The organism is Delftia sp. HK171, from assembly GCF_001886655.1.
Lineage (GTDB): Bacteria > Pseudomonadota > Gammaproteobacteria > Burkholderiales > Burkholderiaceae_C > Comamonas > Comamonas acidovorans.
Genome location: NZ_CP018101.1, coordinates 5001519 through 5020180, shown reverse-complemented (window position 1 = coordinate 5020180; position 18662 = coordinate 5001519). Strand labels below are relative to the sequence as shown.

Genomic DNA, 18662 nt, shown 5'->3' with positions numbered 1-18662 from the left:
CAACGCCATCCGATCCAGGCGAGCAGGTCCGCGATGCGCTGTGCCGGATGGAAGCCGCACCGAGCGTGCTGCAGATGCATGCCGAGTGGGCTGTCTGTTGCTGTCCGCCAGGCGTTGTTCCAAGAGCGGGGCCTGCATTGGTCCCGCCCTGGCGGGCGGCAATGGAGGCACTCAGAACCGATAGGCCGCAGCCACACGCACCTCGCGCCCAAAGCCCAGCGCGCAAAATTGCGCGCCGCCACGGAAGGTGTTGCATTGCGTGCGGTACTGCCTGTCGGTGAGGTTGCTGAGGTTGACCGAGAAGCGCCACGGGCCGGTGGTGTAGGCGGCCATGGCGTCCCACAGCGTGTAGGCGTCGTTCATGGGGGTCTTCACGCCGTCCATGGGCAGCTCGCCAGGCGTGGCGCTGATGTGGCGCAGGCCCAGGCCCAGCTCCAGGGCGCCGCGCTGGTACTTGCCCCACAGCGATGCGGCATGGCGCGGCGTGGCGCCGGGGCGCGCGCCGATCTCGATGGCGTTGTTGCTGCGCGTGACCCTGGAGTCGAGGTAGGTATAGGCCGCAATGGCCGAGAAGCCGCCGCCGATCTCGCCCTGGGCCTGCAGCTCCAGCCCCCGGTTGCGCACTCCGCCGGTCTGCACGTCGAAGCGAGGGTTGAGTGTGGATGGCGTGCGCACATTGCGCTTGCGCAGGTCGAACACGGCGGCGCTGAGCGTGTAGCCGGCCGATGGCGGCGCGTAGCGCAGGCCGGCCTCGAACTGGCGCGCGGTCTCGGGCTCGTAGGGCCTGCCGTTGGCGTCGGTGGCCGTGACCGTGGTCAGCGGCGGCTGGAAGGAGTTGTTGAAGGACACATAGGGAGCCAGGCCGCTGGGCGCCAGGTAGATCAGGCCCAGTCGCCCGGTGACGGCGCTGTCGGTGCGGCGCACGGTGGTGATGGCGAAGGGCGCGTTGGCTGCGGCGCGCGCGTCGTAGTCGGTGTCTATGCGTGCGCTGTCGCGGCGCAGGCCGGCGCTGAGCACCCAGCGCTCGCCGAACTTGATCTGGTCCTGCACGTACAGACCTGCCTGGTGCGTGCGGGCCAGCGCGCGGTCGCTGAGGTAGTTGTCATTCCAGTTCGGCGCGATGTGGATGGGGTTGACCAGGTCCAGCGGCGCCACGGCGCCGTTGAGCGAGTAGATGCGCCAGTCGAGCCTGGAGCGGTAGTAGTCGAAGCCCACGGCCCACTGGTGCGAGACGGCACCCGTGTGGTGGCGCCCTTCGATCTGCGTGTCCATGACCCAGGTCTGTTCGGCGTCGGGCCGCACCATGGCCAGGCGTGCCATGCCGCGCTGGTCGGCCGTCAGGCCCCGGTTGCGCATCTCGCGCCGGTCGTTGCGGCCGTCCAGGTAGCGCAGGTTGTTGCGCAGCGTGAGCTGGTCGTTCAGGCGGTGCTCCAGCAGCCAGCCCACGCTGGCATTGCGCTTGTGGTGGCCAGATCCCGGTCCGCTGACGTTGATGTCCGTGGCCGACCAGCCCGCAGGCGTCTGGCGGTAGTAGGGGATGACGAAGCCGGTTTCGTCCTCCTGGTACTGCGCCAGCAGGGTGAGGCTGGTGCGCTCGCCCAGCAGTGTGAAGGAGGGGGCGATGTAGCTGCGATCGGCGCGCAGGCCATTCCACTGCGTGCCCGATTCGCGCTTGAGCACGGTCAGCCGGGCCAGTGCCGTGCCCTGTTCATTGATGGCGCCACCGATGTCGGCCGTGAGCTGGCGCCGGTCGTGGCTGCCGAATTCCACGCCCACTTCGCGCTGCATGCCGGCGCGCGGGCGCTTGGTGACGGCATTGATCAGGCCACCGGGCGCGGACTGGCCGTACAGCACCGAGGCCGGGCCATGCACGACTTCCAGCCGCTCCAGCCCATATGGCTCCAGGTTGGTCATGAAGCCGTTGTGGACCATGCGCATGCCGTCGCGGTACAGGCCCGTGCCGGTCAGATAGAAACCGCGCACGGCCACGTCGTCATCGGTGACGCCGTAGTCCATGGGACGCACGCCCGCGCTGTAGCGCACGGCCTCGGCCACGCTGGAGATGGCCTGGTCGCGGATCTGGGCCTCGCCGATGATGCTGACCTGCTGCGGCGTCTCCAGCAGCGGCACATCCATCTTCATGGCCGAGGCGCTGCGGCGCGGTGCGTATCCGGGCACGGCGCCCCAGGCGCTTTCATGCTCGGCATCGGCCAGCACGTTCACGGTAGGCAGTGCATGCTCGGCCGCGGCCCCGGGCCGCGCACGGTGCACGGCCCAGCCGCCTTCGGCCGTGCGCGTGGCCTGCAGCTGGTGCGGGGCGAGCAGGGCGGCAAGCCCTTCTTGCACGCCACGCGTGCCGCTCAGCGCCGCCGACTGTCGGCCCTGGACCAGGGCTGGATCGAACGAGAGGGTGATGCCTGCCTGGCGCGCAAGGCTGTGCAGGCTGGTCTCCAGATCACCGGCCGGCAGGTCGAACCGGATGGACCTGGCATCCGGGGCGGAGCTCGGGCTCTGGGCCAGAGCGGTCGCTGGCAGGCCCAGCGTGATCAACAGGCCCAGCGCCAAGGCCTGCGTGGCCAGGGCCGTGGGGCGTGTGCAGGAGGGCGGATGGGCAGCGTGGCGGGTACTGGGCAGGCTGGGCATGGAGGCAGTCCTTGAGAAGCGGCAAAGGAAAAAGCGATGTCTTTGCTCCTATGCCGAACGGGCGGTGTGAAACCCGTAATGACTGCCTGAAAAAAATTCCGGCTCAGGCTTTGACCAGGCGCATGGCGCTGTGGGCACCGCTGGCCGCACCTTGTCCGCGCTCCACACGCACAGGCAGCGTGCGGGCAATGGCGGCCAGCGCACGACCCGCCGGATCCGGCCCGTCCAGCTGGAATACGCCTGAAACATGCAGGGCAGCCACGTCGTCGGCGCATTCCATGGGAATGCCGGTCTGGCGTGACAGCTCGGTCATGAAGGTGTCCAGGCGCATGCGGCGGGCGACAAGCACGCCGTCGGTCCATGCGTCGGGCACCAGGCCTTCGTCGGGCAGGCGCACAGGGCGGTGCTGGCCGGCGTGCAGCACATGGGATTCGCCGGAGGTGGCGACGATGGCGTCCAGGGGGTCTGGCGCAGTGCCTTCCAGCGCTCTGACATGGATGGCCACGCGGCCCTCGGTGACGTACAGGCGCGTGGCCGTGTCCGGGTGTTTTTCGTGGCGCACGCCGAAGCTGGTGCCCAGGGCCTCGAAGCGGGCCAGCGGCGTTTCCACCCAGAAGGAGCGTCGGCCCGCGAGGGAGCGCGGGTCGCTGCCGGTGTCGATGAAGATCTCGCCGCGTGCCAGGCGGACCACGCGGCGCAGCAAGGTGAAATCCACCTGCACCAGCGTGTCCGGTGCAAGGTGCAGGCGGCTGCCGTCGGCCAGCAGGGTGCTGCGGCGCTCACCGATGGCCGTGCCCAGTGCGATCTGCTCGCGCGGTGCAGCCCAACGCCATGCCATGGATCCCAGCAGCAGGGCAGCAGGGCCCAGGAACAGCAGCCGCTGCAGGCTTGCGCGCCGGCCTCGCGCCGGACCTGGACCAGCGGACCGCAGCACGCCGTGGGCCAGTCCCGCCTGGCCGGCGGGCAGGGCGAACTGGGCCTCCACCGCCTGGACCTGTTGCCAGGCCTGTTCGTGCGCGGCGTGGCTGCTGCGCCATGCCTGGCAGGCGGCGCGGTCGGCATCGGTGGCCGTGCCGGAGGCCAGCCGCACGGCCCAGGCAATGGCCTGTTCCAGCGCCTGGGGGGCCTGGTCTGTGCTCACACCGTCAGTTCCCTGCGCAGGGCAAGGCAGTGGCGTATGGCGGCGGCCATGTATTTCTCGACCGAGCTCAGGCACACGCCCAGCTGCAGGGCGATTTCCGGGTAGCTCAGGCCTTCCAGGCGGGAGAGCAGAAAGGCGCTGCGGGCCTTGGGCGGCAGGCCGGCCAGCAGGTTGTCCATGCGCACCAGGGATTCGATCAGCAGATGGCGCTCCTCGGCCGAGGGCGCCAGCGGCTCGGGCAGGCTGGCGATGGCGTCCAGGCAGGCGCGCTCCAGCGCGGCGCGGCGGGTGTGGTCCACGACCAGGCCGTAGGCGATGGTGGTGAGCCAGGCGCGCGGCTCGCGCACGCCATGCAGGGACTGGGGCTTGCCCAGCACGCGAACGAAGGTGTCCTGGGCCAGGTCGGCCGCATCGCAGGGATTGCCCAGCCTGCGCCTGAGCCAGCCCACCAGCCAGCCGTGGTGGTCGCTGTAGAGCAGGGCGATGTCGGGGTGCGAAGGCGCGGCGGCCATGGGCGGGTTCCTGGGAATGCGGATTTGATAATGATTCGCATTCTATTTGAGCAATGGCTGCAGCCTGCCCGCAACTGGCCCGCCGCGCAATGCGTTGCATGCATCCAACGCGATCCGGCCATGCGGGGCTGCGCACCTTCGGGTTTGAGCTAGGACAAGATCGGCCACGTCCGCCCCTGATGCAATACAGCTACGGGATTTGCCCCGGGCTACTCCAAGACTCTCCATCATGAAAAGAACTCTGCTCGCCGTTGCTGCCGTTTGCGCCCTGTCGTCGGGTGCCGCGTTTGCGCAGCAGGCCGAAGGCCCCTGGATGGTGCGCGTGCGCGCCGTGAATCTGGACAGCGCCAACAAGGACAGCACGGGTCTGGGTCTGTCGATCAACAACAAGTGGATGCCCGAACTGGACGTGTCCTACTTCTTCACGCCCAACATCGCGGCCGAGCTGGTGCTGACCTACCCGCAAAAGCACGACCTGCGTGCCAACGGCCTGGGCCAGATCGGCAGCCTCAAGCACCTGCCGCCCACGCTGCTGGCGCAATACCACTTCACCAATTTCGGCGCCTTCAAGCCCTACGTCGGCGCCGGTGTGAACTACACCCGCTTTTCGAGCGTGAGCTTCAACCCTGCCGTGCAGGCCGCGCTGAACCCCTCGATCAAGAAGAACAGTTTCGGCGGCGCGCTGCAGATCGGTTTCGACTACGCGCTGGACAAGAACTGGTCGCTGAATTTCGACGTGAAGAAGGTCTTCATTGAAACGGACGTGAGCTCCGCCGGCACCAAGGTGGGCACCTTCAAGGTGAACCCGGTGCTGGTCGGTGTGGGACTGGGCTATCGCTTCTGATCTCCGGATCATGAGTGAGGCACGCGCTGCTTCATCCGGCAGCGCGTAGTGAGGCAAGGATGGGTACTTGGTCCGGTATGCCGTTCGCGGCATACCGGATTTTTTTCGTCCGAACCGGCGCTTTCGCCTGCTGCGGACATGCTGCGGCGCACCACCGGACAGGTCACGAAAAAATCACGCGCGGGGGAAACTGTCCTACCCGCATGCCATGGGCAGGCGCCTAGGCTGGTGCCTCGGCCTGCCGGTGCGAGTCTTGCGAGGCTCGCTTGCCGTTTGCAGGCGTCAGTCACCATTGGCTGTCCGCCCCTTGGCGACCGCGCCCTGCTGCAAGCCGGGATGCGGCATTCACCATGCTGCGGCGGGCGGCGCACAACGCGAGGCCCCCACCATGCTGTCTGCCCACGATTCGACCGTGTCTTCCTCTGCCCTGGCATCGCGCGCCCAGCGCGTGCCGCTGCCTTTGCCTTCGGCGCCGCGTGCGCCAGCCCAGGGCGGCAGGCGCGAGGCGGCCCCGGAATGGGCGGACCACGCACTGCGCGCGACCCGCGCCGAACTGCAGCACGGGCTGATGCAGCCCCAGGCCCAGGTCTCTCCCAAATACCTCTACGATGCGCGCGGCTGCGACCTGTTCGAGCAGATCACGCGGCTGCCCGAGTACTACCCCACGCGCACAGAGGCCGCCATCCTGGCCGACTCTGGCGCCGCCATGGCCGAGGCCCTGCGCGGCAGCGAGGTGCTGATCGAGCTGGGCGCCGGCAATTGCGAGAAGGTGCGCGGCCTGTGCCGCAGCCTGCGGCCACGGCATTTCGTGGGCGTGGACATTGCGGGCGCATTCCTGCGCCAGTCCGTGCGGCGGCTGGCCGAGGAGTTTCCGCAGCTGCAGGCCCATGCCGTCACGGCCGACATCACCGAGCCGCTGATGCTGCCGCCCCATATCCCGCAGGCCGGGCGGCTGCTGTTCTATCCGGGCTCGTCCATCGGCAATTTCGACCCGGTACAGGCCCAGCGCATGCTGGGCCAGATGCGTGCCATGGTCAACGACGACGGCGGCCTGCTGATCGGCATAGACCTGCCCAAGTCCACGCAATGGCTGGAGCCCGCCTATGACGATGCACAGGGCGTGACGGCGCGCTTCAACCTGAACCTGCTCAGCCACGTCAACAGCCTGCTGGGCAGCGACTTCAACCCGGACGACTGGGAGCATGTGGCCTTCTTCAACGCCGAGCATTCGCGCATCGAGATGCACCTGCGCGCGCGCCGCCCGCTGATCGTGGGCTGGCCTCAGGGGCTGCGGCATTTCTCCGCCGGCGAGACCATCCACACCGAAAACAGCTACAAGTACCCGCTGCCCGAATTCCTGGGCATGCTGGCCTGCGCGGGCTTCGGGCCCTGCCAGGTCTGGACGGATGAGCGCCAGTGGTTTGCCGTGATCCATGCCCATGCGTGAAATGCCCGCCGTCTTCCGCTGGGTGCAGCGCTACGAGGCCGTGCGCCAGAGCACCGTGCTGCTGGCCGCGCCCCTGTCGGCCGAGGATGCCTGCGTGCAGTCCATGCCAGACGCCAGCCCGGCCAAATGGCATCTGGCGCATACCACCTGGTTCTTCGAGACCTTTGTGCTGGCCGAGCACGCGCCCGGCGTGCCGCCGTTCGATGCCGACTTTCGCGTGCTGTTCAACTCCTACTACCAGCAGGTGGGCGAGCGGCATCCGCGTGCCCAGCGCGGGCTGCTGACGCGCCCCTCGCTGGCGCGGGTGCTGGCCTACCGCGAGGCCGTGGACCAGCGCATGCTGCAGATGTTCGAGGACTGGGGCACGCAGCCGCCTGCACGGCTGGCCGCGCTGCTGGAGCTGGGCCTGCAGCATGAGCAGCAGCACCAGGAACTGCTGCTGACCGACATCAAGCACCTGCTGTCCTGCCACCCGCTGTGGCCTGCCTACCGGGCGCAGGAAGAGGGCGTGCCTGCGCCGCAAGAGCCCGATGGACTGCCCCCGCCGCTGCAGTGGCTGACCGTGCCGCGCGGCATGCATGCCGTGGGCCATGCGGGCGAGGGCTTTGCCTTCGACAACGAGCGCCCGCGCCACGAGGTGTTCCTGCAGGGCTGCGAGATGGCGCAGCGGCCCGTGAGCAATGCCGAGTTCCTGCGCTTCGTCAAGGATGGCGGCTATGCCCAGCCGCAGTGGTGGCTGGCCGAAGGCTGGGACTGGCGCTGCGCGCAGCAGCTGGAGCACCCGTGGTACTGGCGGCGCCAGGCCGGTGGCGTGATGGACGGCATGTGGCAGGAATTCAGCCTGCATGGCGCGCTGGCGCTGGACGGGCGCAGGCCCGTCTGCCACCTCTCGTACTTCGAGGCCGATGCCTATGCGCGCTGGGCCGGCGCGCGCCTGCCCACCGAGGCGGAATGGGAGGCGGCCCTTGCCGCGCAGATGGCGCAGCGCCCGCAGCACGGCGAGCCGCCCGGCCCCGTGCACCCGCGCGCCATGCAGCCCGGCAGCCATGCGCTGGGCGAGGTCTGGGAGTGGACCCAGTCGGCCTACACCGCCTACCCGGGCTTTGTGGTGGCCGAGGGCGCAGTGGGTGAATACAACGGCAAGTTCATGGTCAACCAGTACGTGCTGCGTGGCGGCTCCTGCCTCACGCCGCCCGGCCATGCGCGCGCCAGCTACCGCAATTTCTTCCCCACCCAGGCGCGCTGGCAGATGACCGGCCTGCGGCTGGCAAGGGATCTGGCCTGAGCCTGCCCGTGCCGCGTTGCCTGGCATTGCATCGCGCGCCGGCGCATGCAGTAGCATCGTCGGCCTCAATGATCCGAGGGAGTTCCATGTTGTTGCGTTCGCTTGTTCTTGCCATGCCGCTGTCCCTGGTCCTTGCCGGCTGCGCCACTGCGCCGCCCCAGGCACCGGCGCCCAGCCAGCCACAGGACCAGCCCCTGCCCGAGGTGCCTGCCAAGGCCCCGGCCGATGCGCCGCACGCCGAACCCGAGGTCGCCAACCTCACGCCCCTGCCCAGCCTGCTGCTGATCGGCGAAGACGCTGCCGGCCGCTACTACTCCATGGTGGCCAAGGCCACGTTCACCATCGAGGCCGATGGCCGCCTGAGCCTGGCCGACCAGGGCGGCGGCCACGGCGGCGAGCCCATGGCGCCCCAGGCCGACATGCAGGACCAGAGCATGTCCACCGAATGCAAGCCCTATGGCGCCGTGGCCAACCAGCGCACCACCTGGTTCCCGTACACGGGCGTGTTCGTGCGCGGCGGCACGCTGGTTGGCGCCAGGGCCGACGGTGCGGACGTGGCCGCCAAGGCGCTCACCGAGCATGAAGATGCCCAGATGCTCTACACGGGCAAGGATGCCGACGCCACCGAGTACTACTACGCGCCCTGCGTGGGTGCGCAGCGTGTATCCACGGGCTGGCGGCTGGACCGCTACCTGCCCGACGGGGGCCAACTGCGCGTGCGCGCCGATGCGCGCGGCGGCAAGGGCCAGACACTGGAGCTTAAGATTCCCAAGCCCTTTGCGCCCTTCGTGCTGGTGCGCTACCAGTCGGGCGCCATGATTCCCGTGCCCATGCGCGCCGTGCTGGCCACGGTGGACCTGGCCGAGCGCCGCGTGGTGATGCAGTACCAGGGCACCTATGCCGTGGAGCCTGCCATCCGCAAGATGGAGCTGCGCCTCATCGTGCCCGGCAGCCGCCCGTCCGAAGGCGAGACCGCCGCGCGCCACGCCGAACGCACGCAGGCCCAGTTGCGCGACCTGGCCCGCTGCGCCCCGCCCAAGGGCCATGCCATCGAGCCCTGCGCCAACCCGCAACGCACGCCCGATCCGCTGATCTTCTACTCCTCGCAGCAAGCGCGGGAGCGCGCCAAGCGGCGCTGACAGGCCAGGAGCCTGCCTGCAAGGGCCGGGCCGCCGCGCAGTCCGGCCCGCCCTTGCGCGGGAATCAGACCTTGGCCAGCGCCTGCTCCAGGTCGGCCAGCAGGTCGCTGATGTGCTCGATGCCCACGGACAGGCGCACCATGCCTTCGGTCACGCCGGCCTTGGCAAGCTCCTCGGCGTCCAGCTGGCGGTGCGTGGTCGATGCCGGGTGCGTGGCCAGGGACTTGGCGTCGCCGATGTTGACCAGGCGCGTGAACAGCTGCAGCGCATCCAGGAAGCGCGCACCGGCGGCGCGCGTGTCGCTGTCGCCGCTGCCGTTCTTGAGGCTGAAGGAGAGGATGCCCGAGGCGCGGCCGCCCAGCTGCTTCTTCACCAGGGCGTGGTCGGGATGGTCCTGCAGGCCGGCGTAGCGCACCCATTCGATCTTGGGATGCTTTTGCAGCGTCTCGGCGATCTTCTGGGTGTTCTCGCAGATGCGGTCCATGCGCAGGGCCAGCGTCTCGATGCCCTGCAGGATGAGGAAGGCGTTGTGCGGCGACAGGGCGGCGCCGGTATTGCGCAGCGGCACCACGCGCACGCGGCCGATGTAGGCGGCCTCGCCCAGGGCCTCGGTGTAGACCACGCCGTGGTAGCTGACATCGGGCTCGTTCAGGCGCTTGAAGCGTGTCTTGTGCTCGGCCCAGGGGAACTTGCCGCTGTCCACGACGGCGCCGCCCACGCTGTTGCCGTGGCCGCCCAGGTACTTGGTCAGCGAGTGCACGACGATGTCGGCGCCGTGCTCGATGGGGCGCAGCAGATAGGGGCTGGGCACCGTGTTGTCCACGATCAGCGGCACGCCATGGGCATGAGCCACGTCGGCCAGCGCGCGGATGTCGGTGACATTGCCCAGCGGGTTGCCGATGGACTCGATGAAGATGGCCTTGGTCTTCTCGTCGATGTACTGGGCGAAGCTGGCCGGGTCGCGCGGATCGGCAAAGCGCACGGTGATGCCCTGCTGCGGGAAGGTGTGGGCGAACAGGTTGTAGGTGCCGCCGTAGAGCGTGCTGGCCGAGACGATGTTGTCGCCGGCCTCGGCAATCGCCTGGATGGCATAGGTGATGGCGGCCATGCCCGAGGCCACGGCCACGGCGGCAATGCCGCCTTCCAGCGCCGCGACGCGCTTTTCCAGCACGTCGGTGGTGGGGTTCATGATGCGCGTGTAGATGTTGCCGGCCACCTTGAGGTCGAACAGGTCGGCGCCATGCTGGGCACTGTCGAAGGCGTAGGCCACGGTCTGGTAGATGGGCACGGCGGCCGACTTGGTGGTGGGGTCGGGCGAGTAGCCGGCGTGGACGGCCAGGGTTTCGATGCGCATGGAAGATTGCCTTTCTGGTGACGGCTTACGCAAGAGGGGCACGGGCGGGCCATTTGCCATGGGGGAGCGGCGCGTTCCCGCATCCTGTTTGCGTAAGTCCTGAGGTTTTACTAGCGGAGGACGGTTGGCATTGTGGCGTGCCGGCCTCCGGTGCCCAACGATGCGTTGGTTACGAACATATACGCCGCAGCCCGGTTGCTCCTCTGCCACGCGCAGATATGCCCGGCCTGCCATCGCCAGAATCGTGAGTGAATGTGTATTTTTGTTAACGACGTGTTGTAACGTGACCTGATCGCTAGACTCCATCAGGGAGTTGATGGTGACGTTGACAGCAAGACATCTTCTGGCGCTGGCGGTGCCCCTGTGCACCTTGCTGCTGGCCGGCTGTTTCTATGTCTGCTGGCGGCATCTGCGTGCCCGGCGCGAGTTGCGCAGCATGTCCTTCGCCTTCACCGGCTTCAGCCTGGCGCTGCTGCTGCAGATCCTGGAGCGGCCCGCGGCCGTTCCGGTCAATGCATTGACGACGGCCGCGCTGCAACTGTGCGCGGCCTGGTTCATCACCGAGGCCATGGCCATACGCCAGGGCGTGCGCCCCGATGCACCGCTGGCGGCCGGCTTTGGCGGCGCGGTGCTGGTGGTGCTGGGCTACTACGCCTGGGCCGTGCCCGATGCCCAGGCACGCCAGCATGTGCTCAATTTCGGCCTGGGCCTGCAGCTGGCCCTGCCGCTGTGGCGGCTGCCACGCAGGCATCCCTGCACAGGCTGGGACCGGCTGCTGCTGTGGGTGTTCGTGGTCTTTGCGCTGAGCTTTTTCGTCCGCACGCTGTGGGTGACGCCGCGTGCTGCTTCGGTATCGGCCAGCGCAGCCGGGGAATGGCTGGGCATTTCTTCCTCGTGGATGGCGCTGCAGCTGAGCCTGCTGGTGTTCGGCCTGCTGTTTGCCATGCTCTTCCTGGCCGCAGCGGTGCGCGACACCGTGCAGGAGCTGCACGAGGAGCGCGACCGCGATCCGCTGACCGGGCTGCTGAACCGGCGTGCCTTCAAGGAGGCCGTGCAGCGCCGGCTGGCCGAGCAGCCGCAGCTGTCGGCCGCCGTACTGGTGTGCGACCTGGACCATTTCAAGCGGGTCAACGACGGCTGGGGCCATGCGGCGGGCGACGAGGTGCTGCAGCGCTTTGCGCGCCTGCTGCTGCGCAGCACACGCCAGCAGGACCTGGTTGCACGCTTTGGCGGGGAGGAGTTCGTGGCCCTGCTGCCGCACGCCGACCCGCTGGCCGCGCAATGGATCACCCGGCGCATCCAGACCCAGCTGCGCCTGATGGGCTTCAGCGCGCTGCCCGACGACATACGCATCACGGCCAGCTTTGGCGTGGCCTGGATGGCCCAGGGCCAGACGCTGGAGCAGGCGCTGGCGCGTGCCGACGCCATGCTCTACGAGGCCAAGCGCGCAGGCCGCGACCGGGTGCGGCTGGTGCCGCACGAGGAGGAGGCCTAGCCCGGGCTTGGCTTGCCCGGTGTGACCGGCGCCTGCAGCAGGCGTGGAGTGCGGGAAGGGCGTGGCGATGAGCGCGGGGCGCTGGACTCGCGCGGTGCATGTGGATCGTTCGGCTTGTGCGGCTCGTGCGACACATGCGGCTCATGCGACACATGCTGCTCGTGCGACACATGCGGCTCGCGCGGTGCGTCCTGCTCGCGTGGCGCGTGGGCCCTGCGTGGTCCCCGCGGGCCGCTGGAGCTGCCGGGGCCGCGGGGTTCAAGCGCAGGCTTGGCGGGCCTTGCGGGGCGTTCGGCCACGGCCGGCTGGCGCTGTTCCCAGGCGGGCAGGGCGGCATGCACCACGGCGGCGCCGTGGGCGTCGTTGGCCGCGTAGTGGCGCTGGGCCAGGCTCAGCTGCGGTGCAGCCCAGTTGGAGGTGGAGATCTTCTTGGACTTGTGGAAGTTCTGCCCCAGCACCAGGGCCACGGCCGCGCGCACGCCCACCGAGCTGGCATAGCCGTGGCGCTTGAACACGCGGTCCAGGTCGATCACGTTGTGCAGCGCAACGCCCAGGCGCGCGGGCAGCGCGCTGCGGTCATGGTCCAGGCCGAAACCGGCCTTGCAGATGGACTCGCTGGCCAGCACGTCGGCCGCAAGCGCGCGTGCCTGCGCATGGTGCAGCTGCAGCAGCCAGGCCTGGTCGCAGGTGGCCAACTGCACCACATGGGGGCCGGTGTCGGTCTGGTGGGCGTGGAACAGCGGCTTGCTCTCGGTATCGAAACCGAGCACGGGAGCCGCCATCAGCGCGGCGCGTGCGGCCGCGAATTCGGCGTCGGTGGCGGGCACGTGGATGCAGCGCTCGGGCAGGGCGGCAAAAGGCGGCAGCAGGCGGCTGTCATCCTTGCTGGGAGCGTGCAGGCGGGGCATGGGAAAAGAGGGGGAAGCCGAGGCAAGCCGTCAAGTATGCCTGCACTTGCATGCCCCTCAGGCACCGGGTTTTTATCCCCGGTGCGTGTGGACGGAGTTGTGGAAAACTCCGGGTGTAACTTGCCGAATCCGCGCCCTGCAAGGCTTTCCACGGAATGCCTAAAAAATCAGCGCAGTGGCGAAAGGGCGTCGAATAAGGGTATTTGCGGATGGCTGCGCCGGACCCCGATGCAGGGTCCGGCGGCTGTTTCAAAAGGTGTCTAAAGGCCTTGATCGTTGAAGACCGGCACCCGCTTTTCCAGGCCGGCGCGCACGGCCTCGGCCTGGTTGGAGCTGCCCAGAAGAGCCTGCTGCTCCTGCGCCTCGGCCAGCAGGATGTCTGCGGGAGAAGCGGTTTCGCTGAGCTGCATCAGCCGCTTGGATGCGCGTATGGCGTGCGGGCTGCTGGCCGCGATCTGGCGGGCCAGGTGGCGCGCTTCCTCCAGCGGCGCAGCGCTCACGCGCGTGGCCAGGCCCAGGGCCACGGCCTCGGGGCCGGGCACGATGCGGCCTGTGTAGACCAGCTCGCGCAGCACATCGCCGCGCACCAGCGGCGCGGCCAGCGCGCAGCCGGCCATGTCGGGCACCAGTCCCCACTTGATTTCCATGATGGACAGCCGCGCATCATCGGCCACCAGGCGGATGTCCGCACCCAGGGCCAGCTGCAGGCCGCCGCCGTAGGCCACGCCATGCACGGCGGCGATCACGGGCACGGGCAGCTCGCGCCAGCCCCAGCAGATCTGCTGGAAGCGGTTGGCCATGCCGTGCGTGCGCGCGGCCAGGTCCGTCATGTCCGCCGTCTGCTGGCCGTCGGCAATGCCGGCCATGCTGCCCATGTCCAGGCCCGCGCAGAAGGCGCGCCCTTCGCCATGCAGCACCACGGCGCGCAACCCGGGCGTGTCCCGCAGCCGCGCCAATGCGTCGATCAGGGCGTCGAACATGGCGGGGTCCAGCGCATTCATCTTGTCGGGCCGGGCCAGGGTCACCTCGGCCACGCCGTGGTCCACCGATATGCGCACGCGTTCTTGGCTCATGGCTTGTCTCCTTGTGTCTATGCGGTTCTTTGCTGGCGGTCGGCCGCGTTGCGCGATTCGATGGCGCTGCGCGCATTCGCCCAGTCCTGGTCGCTCCAGCTGGCCAGCCCGGCGAAGTTGCCGCCCGTCGCCTGGTATTGTCCGCCGTCTATGGCAATGGTCTGTCCCGTCAGGTACTCGGCCTGGGTGCTCATGAGGAAGACGGCCAGGTTGGCCAGCTCGGGCATGCGGCCGTTGCGGCCCATGGGGTTGTCGGCGCGTACATGCTCGCCGCCCTGCGGGTTCAGCCGCGCGCTCATGCCTTCGGTGGGGAACAGGCCCGGCGCGATGGCGTTGAAGCGTATGCCCCGGTTGCCCCATTCCACGGCCAGCGACTGCGTCATGGCATGCACGCCCGACTTGGCCATGGCCGAGGGCACGGTGAAGGCCGAGCCGTTCCAGACCCAGGTGGTGAGGATGGACAGCACGCTGGCCTTGCGGCCCTCGGCCAGCCAGCGGCGGCCGCACTCCAGCGTGAGGTTGAAGCTGCCGCGCATGACGATGTTGGCCACGGCGTCGAAGGCGCGCATGGACAGGTCCTCGGTGCGGCTGACGAAGTTGCCGGCCGCGTTGTTGACCAGGCCCGTGAGCGCGCCGCCGTCGGCCCAGATGGCCTCGATCATCTGCTCCACGGCCTCGGGCTGGCGCACGTCGCAGGCATGGCCCGTGGCCCGGCCGCCGTGCTGTTGCACCAGCTCCTGCGCTGTCTGCTCGACCACGGCGCCGCGCCGGCCGCACAGGTGGATGTCGGCGCCCATCATGAGAAAGGCCTCGGCCATGACACGGCCCAGGCCGGTGCCGCCGCCAGTGACGAGGATGCGTTCGCCCTTGAGCAGGCCGGGCTTGTAGATGAGGTCGTCGAGGGTCATGGCTGCTGTCTCCTGTGCTGCCGGGGAAGGGATAGGGGTGACTGAGGCAGCGCTTGGCGCCGCCAGGGGATCAGAGCGTCAGAGCACGCGCGAGATCACTTCCTTCATGATTTCGCTGGTGCCGCCGTAGATGCGCTGCACGCGCGCATCGGCGTACATGCGGGTGACCATGTATTCGTTCATGTAGCCGTAGCCGCCGTGCAGCTGCACGAGTTCGTCGAGCACGCGGCCCTGCGCTTCCGAGCCCCAGAGCTTGGCCATGGAGGCCGTGGCCGTGTCCAGCGTGCCGGCCACCAGCTGCTCCACGCAGCGGTCGATGAAGGCGCGGCCCACGGTCAGCGTGGTGGCCACCTCGGCGAGCTTGAACCGGGTGTTCTGCATGTCGGCAATGGCCTGGCCGAAGGCGCGGCGCTCGCGCACATAGGCCAGCGTGGCCTCGTAGGCGCCTTCCATGCAGGCCAGGGCGGCCAGGCCGATGATCAGCCGCTCGTAGGGCAGGTCGCCCATGAGCTGGTAGAAGCCCTGGCCTTCGCGCCCGCCCAGCAGCGCGTCCTGCGGCACGGCCACGTCGTCGAAGAAAAGCTCCGAGGTGTCCTGGGCCTTCATGCCCATCTTGTCGAGCACGCGGCCCACGCGAAAGCCCGCGCAGTCCCGGGTCTCCACGATGAGGATGGAGGTGCCGCGCGCGCCCTGGGCCGGGTCGGTCTTGCAGACCACGAGGATCAGGCCGGCCAGCAGGCCGTTGGTGATGAAGGTCTTGCTGCCGTTGATGCGGTAGCGTCCGTCCCTGAGTTCTGCGCGCGTGCGCACGCCCTGCAGGTCCGAGCCGGCGCCGGGCTCGGTCATGGCGATGGCACCCACCAGTTCGCCGCGCGCCATGGCGGGCAGGTACTTGCGCTTTTGCGCCTCGGTGCCGTGGTTGAGCAGGTAGTGGGCCACGATGGAGTGCACGGAGTTGCTCATGCCCGAGAGGGCGCGGCGCGCCATCTCCTCGTGGATCACGGCCTCGTGGCGGAAGTCGCCGCCGCCGCCGCCGTATTCCTCGGGGATGTCGGTGCACAGCAGGCCCAGCTCGCCGGCGCGGCGCCAGATGGCATGGCCCACGTTGCCGCGCTGGCGCGCGGCCTCGTCCTGGGGCTGCATTTCGGTTTCCAGAAAGCGCACGGCGGTGGCGCGCAGGCTTTCCAGCTCGGGGGTGCTCCAGGAGCGTGTCAGTTGCAGTGGCATGGCGTGGCCTGGTGGTTCGTGGGGGTCAGTTGATGCGGCGTTCGCGGCCCTGCCAGTAGGGTTCGCGCAGCTGGAATTTCTGCAGCTTGCCGGCGGCCGACAGCGGCAGCTCGCTGCGGAACTCCACCGAGCGCGGGCACTTGTAGCCCGCGATGCGTTCGCGGCAGTGGGCGATGACCTCGGCCTCGGTCAGCGGCTGGCCCTCGCGCGCGACGATCACGGCGTGCACGCGCTCGCCCCAGCGTTCGTCGGGCACGCCGATGACGGCGCACATGGCGACCTGGGGCAGCTGGGCGATGGCGTTCTCGACCTCGGCCGAGTACACGTTCTCGCCGCCGCTGACGATCATGTCCTTGAGCCGGTCCACGACGAAGAGGTAGCCGTCGGCATCCAGCCGGCCCATGTCGCCCGTGTGCATCCAGCCGTCCTTGAGCGCGGCGGCCGTCTCGGCGGGCCTGTTCCAGTAGCCCTGCATGACCATGGGGCCGCGCGCCGTGATCTCGCCCACCTCGCCAGGCGGCAGTTCGCGGCCCTCGCCATCGACGATGCGCACCTCGGCAATGGTCACGGGCCGGCCGGCCGCGCGCAGCAGGCGCTCGCGCTGCGGGCCGGGGCGGTGCTCGGCCGGGCCCATGGACACGATGGTGGGCGACAGCTCGGTCATGCCGTAGGCCTGGGCGAAGTCGGCGCCGGGCAGCGCCTGCATGGCGCGCTCCAGCAGGCTGGCGTCTATGGGCGCTGCGCCATAGAGCATGAGGCGCAGGCTGGACAGATCGAATTCGGCCAGGCGCGGATGCTCGATCAGCCGGCGGATCATGGTGGGCACCAGGAACAGCTCGTTCACGCCGTGCTGCTGCACGCCGGCGAGGATGGCCAGCTCGTCGAAGGCCGGCACGATGACCTGGGGCACCAGGCGCTGGGCCATGAGCAGGGTCAGGCCGCAGCCGGCCACATGGAACATGGGCGTGACCACCATGCCCACCTTCACATGCTGGCGTGGCACGTTGCTGGCATTGGACAGGGCGTTGATGAACAGGTTGTCGTGGCTGAGCATCACCCCCTTGGGCCGGCCCGTGGTGCCGCCCGTATACATCACGGCAGCCAGGTCGTTGCCGCTGCGCAGCACGTCGGCGCAGGGCGTGGCAGCGGCCAGCAATTGCTCGTAGTGCAGAGCGCCTTCGGGCGCGGCGCCCGTGCCGCAGAACACCACGGTGCGCAGGCTGGAGGACAGCTCGCGCAGCCGGGGCACCAGGGGCGCGAAGGCATCGTCCACGAAGAGCACGCGCGTGTCGCAGTCGTCCAGCGAGTAGGCCACCTCGTGCGCGCTCCAGCGGATGTTGACGGGGTTGACCGCGGCGCCTGCCCACCAGCAGCCATAGAAGTATTCAAGGTAGCGGATGGAGTTCAGGCCCATCATGCCGACGCGGTCGCCGGGCGCCACGTCCAGCGCCCGCAGCAGGCCGGCACAGCGTTCGATGCGCTGCGCAAGCTGCGACCAGCTGGCCTGCTCTGCGCCGCAGATGGCCGCCGTGGCGCCGGCCTTTTCGCGGCGGCCCTTGTGGATGGCCTGGGTGAGATACATGGACATGGGGTTTCCTCAGGAGCGGGCATTCCAGGCGGCCAGCGTGTCCTGCAGGCTGGCGGCGCGCGGGGGGCGGGGCTGCTCGGGCACGCTGCGCGAAAAACGCGGCGCCGGCGCGGGCTGGAGCACGCCACCGGCCTCGGTGAACGTGCCGCGCGCGCGGTTGTGGGCGTGCTGGGGCGCCTCGTCCCAGTCGAGCACGGGGGCGAAGCAGGCATCGCTGCCTTCCAGCAGCTCGCACCACTGCTGGCGCGTGCGCGTGCGGAACACGTCGGCCAGGCGCAGCTTGAGCAGGGGCCAGCGTGCGGCGTCCAGCTGCGCGTCGAACAGCGGGTCCTGTATGCCGCAGCGCTGGCGCAGCTCGGCGTAGAACTGCGGCTCGATGGCGCCTATGGCGATGTATTTGCCGTCGGCGCAGGCATAGGTGTCATAGAAGTGCGCGCCGCCGTCCAGCAGGTTCTCTCCGCGCTGGTTGCTCCACTGGCCCTTGGCCTTGAAGCCGTACATGAAGGCCGACAGCAGGGCCGTGCCATCGGTCATGGCCGCGTCGATGACCTGGCCCCGGCCGCTGCGCCCGGCCTCGTGCAGTGCGGCCAGCAGGCCCACGGCCAGCAGCATGCCGCCGCCGCCGAAGTCGCCCACGTAGTTGAGCGGCGGCACGGGCGCCTCGCCCGCGCGGCCGATGGCGTGCAACGCGCCGGAGATGGCGATGTAGTTGATGTCGTGCCCCGCCGAATGCGCCAGCGGCCCGTGCTGGCCCCAGCCCGTCATGCGGCCGTAGACCAGGCGCGGGTTGCGCGCCAGGCAGGGCTCGGGCCCCAGGCCCAGGCGCTCCATCACGCCGGGCCGAAAGCCCTCGATCAGCAGATCGGCGCGTGCGATCAGCGCCAGGGCCGAGGCCAGGCCTTCCTCGCCGCGCAGGTCGATCTCGACCTGGCTGCGGCTGCGCGTGGTGATGTCCTGTGCATCGACCGGCGTGCCGGGCCGCGCGATGCGCAGCACCTCGGCACCCATGTCGGCCAGCAGCATGGCGCAGAACGGCCCCGGGCCCAGGCCCGCGAACTCGACAACGCGCACGCCTTCAAGCGGTCCTGGCATGGAGGT

The 18662-nt window shown here is 69.2% G+C and carries 15 protein-coding genes; 5 read left to right on the top strand and 10 right to left on the bottom strand.

Annotated features, from left to right (window positions below):
* Positions 1-171 precede the first annotated feature (171 nt).
* From BO996_RS22460 to BO996_RS22450, 3 genes are all read right to left on the bottom strand, one after another.
* On the bottom strand, positions 172-2643 hold the full coding sequence (locus BO996_RS22460; protein WP_071956461.1) for a TonB-dependent siderophore receptor: 2472 nt from the start codon (positions 2641-2643) through the stop codon (positions 172-174).
* A gap of 103 nt (positions 2644-2746) precedes the next feature.
* Positions 2747-3784, bottom strand: a complete 1038-nt coding sequence (locus BO996_RS22455; protein ID WP_071956460.1) for a FecR family protein — start codon at positions 3782-3784, stop codon at positions 2747-2749.
* Positions 3781-4296 (bottom strand): sigma-70 family RNA polymerase sigma factor, encoded by a 516-nt coding sequence (locus BO996_RS22450; RefSeq protein ID WP_071956459.1) that lies wholly within the window; start codon positions 4294-4296, stop codon positions 3781-3783. The genes BO996_RS22455 and BO996_RS22450 overlap by 4 nt, the downstream gene beginning before the upstream one ends.
* Before the next feature lie 229 nt (positions 4297-4525).
* Between BO996_RS22450 and BO996_RS22445 the strand changes: the two genes are divergently transcribed.
* The 4 genes from BO996_RS22445 to BO996_RS22430 all read left to right on the top strand — a co-directional run bounded on the left by BO996_RS22445 (position 4526) and on the right by BO996_RS22430 (position 9011).
* Complete coding sequence (locus tag BO996_RS22445; protein ID WP_013801530.1) at positions 4526-5140, top strand: OmpW/AlkL family protein; 615 nt, start codon at positions 4526-4528, stop codon at positions 5138-5140.
* A 388-nt stretch (positions 5141-5528) separates the two neighbouring features.
* Complete coding sequence (gene egtD / locus BO996_RS22440) at positions 5529-6587, top strand: L-histidine N(alpha)-methyltransferase (RefSeq protein WP_071956458.1); 1059 nt, start codon at positions 5529-5531, stop codon at positions 6585-6587.
* Positions 6574-7872: an ergothioneine biosynthesis protein EgtB gene (gene egtB, locus BO996_RS22435; protein ID WP_013801532.1), complete on the top strand. Its 1299-nt coding sequence runs from the start codon at positions 6574-6576 to the stop codon at positions 7870-7872. Before egtD ends, egtB begins: the two co-directional genes overlap by 14 nt.
* 86 nt (positions 7873-7958) lie before the next feature.
* Positions 7959-9011: a hypothetical protein gene (locus BO996_RS22430; RefSeq protein ID WP_071956457.1), complete on the top strand. Its 1053-nt coding sequence runs from the start codon at positions 7959-7961 to the stop codon at positions 9009-9011.
* Positions 9012-9075: 64 nt separating this feature from the next.
* On the opposite strand, the gene BO996_RS22425 is transcribed toward BO996_RS22430, so the two are convergent.
* The gene (locus BO996_RS22425; RefSeq protein ID WP_071956456.1) at positions 9076-10365 is read right to left on the bottom strand and encodes an O-acetylhomoserine aminocarboxypropyltransferase/cysteine synthase family protein; all 1290 of its coding nucleotides are present in this window, start codon (positions 10363-10365) and stop codon (positions 9076-9078) included.
* A 316-nt stretch (positions 10366-10681) separates the two neighbouring features.
* On the opposite strand from BO996_RS22425, the gene BO996_RS22420 reads away from it, so the two are divergent.
* Complete coding sequence (locus tag BO996_RS22420) at positions 10682-11860, top strand: GGDEF domain-containing protein (protein ID WP_071956455.1); 1179 nt, start codon at positions 10682-10684, stop codon at positions 11858-11860.
* On the opposite strand, the gene BO996_RS22415 is transcribed toward BO996_RS22420, so the two are convergent.
* From BO996_RS22415 to BO996_RS22390, 6 genes are all read right to left on the bottom strand, one after another.
* Positions 11857-12768, bottom strand: a complete 912-nt coding sequence (locus BO996_RS22415) for a 3'-5' exonuclease (protein WP_071956454.1) — start codon at positions 12766-12768, stop codon at positions 11857-11859. The two genes, BO996_RS22420 and BO996_RS22415, sit on opposite strands and share 4 nt — an antisense overlap.
* Positions 12769-13028: 260 nt before the next feature.
* Entirely contained in the window at positions 13029-13841 is an 813-nt protein-coding gene (locus BO996_RS22410; protein ID WP_013801537.1) for a crotonase/enoyl-CoA hydratase family protein, read from the bottom strand.
* Positions 13842-13858: 17 nt separating this feature from the next.
* Complete coding sequence (locus tag BO996_RS22405) at positions 13859-14749, bottom strand: SDR family oxidoreductase (RefSeq protein WP_071956453.1); 891 nt, start codon at positions 14747-14749, stop codon at positions 13859-13861.
* A gap of 78 nt (positions 14750-14827) precedes the next feature.
* Entirely contained in the window at positions 14828-15976 is a 1149-nt protein-coding gene (locus BO996_RS22400; RefSeq protein WP_071956452.1) for an acyl-CoA dehydrogenase family protein, read from the bottom strand.
* A gap of 25 nt (positions 15977-16001) precedes the next feature.
* The gene (locus tag BO996_RS22395) at positions 16002-17564 is read right to left on the bottom strand and encodes a long-chain-fatty-acid--CoA ligase (RefSeq protein WP_071956451.1); all 1563 of its coding nucleotides are present in this window, start codon (positions 17562-17564) and stop codon (positions 16002-16004) included.
* 9 nt (positions 17565-17573) lie between these two features.
* On the bottom strand, positions 17574-18656 hold the full coding sequence (locus BO996_RS22390) for a CaiB/BaiF CoA transferase family protein (protein WP_071956450.1): 1083 nt from the start codon (positions 18654-18656) through the stop codon (positions 17574-17576).
* Positions 18657-18662 lie beyond the last annotated feature (6 nt).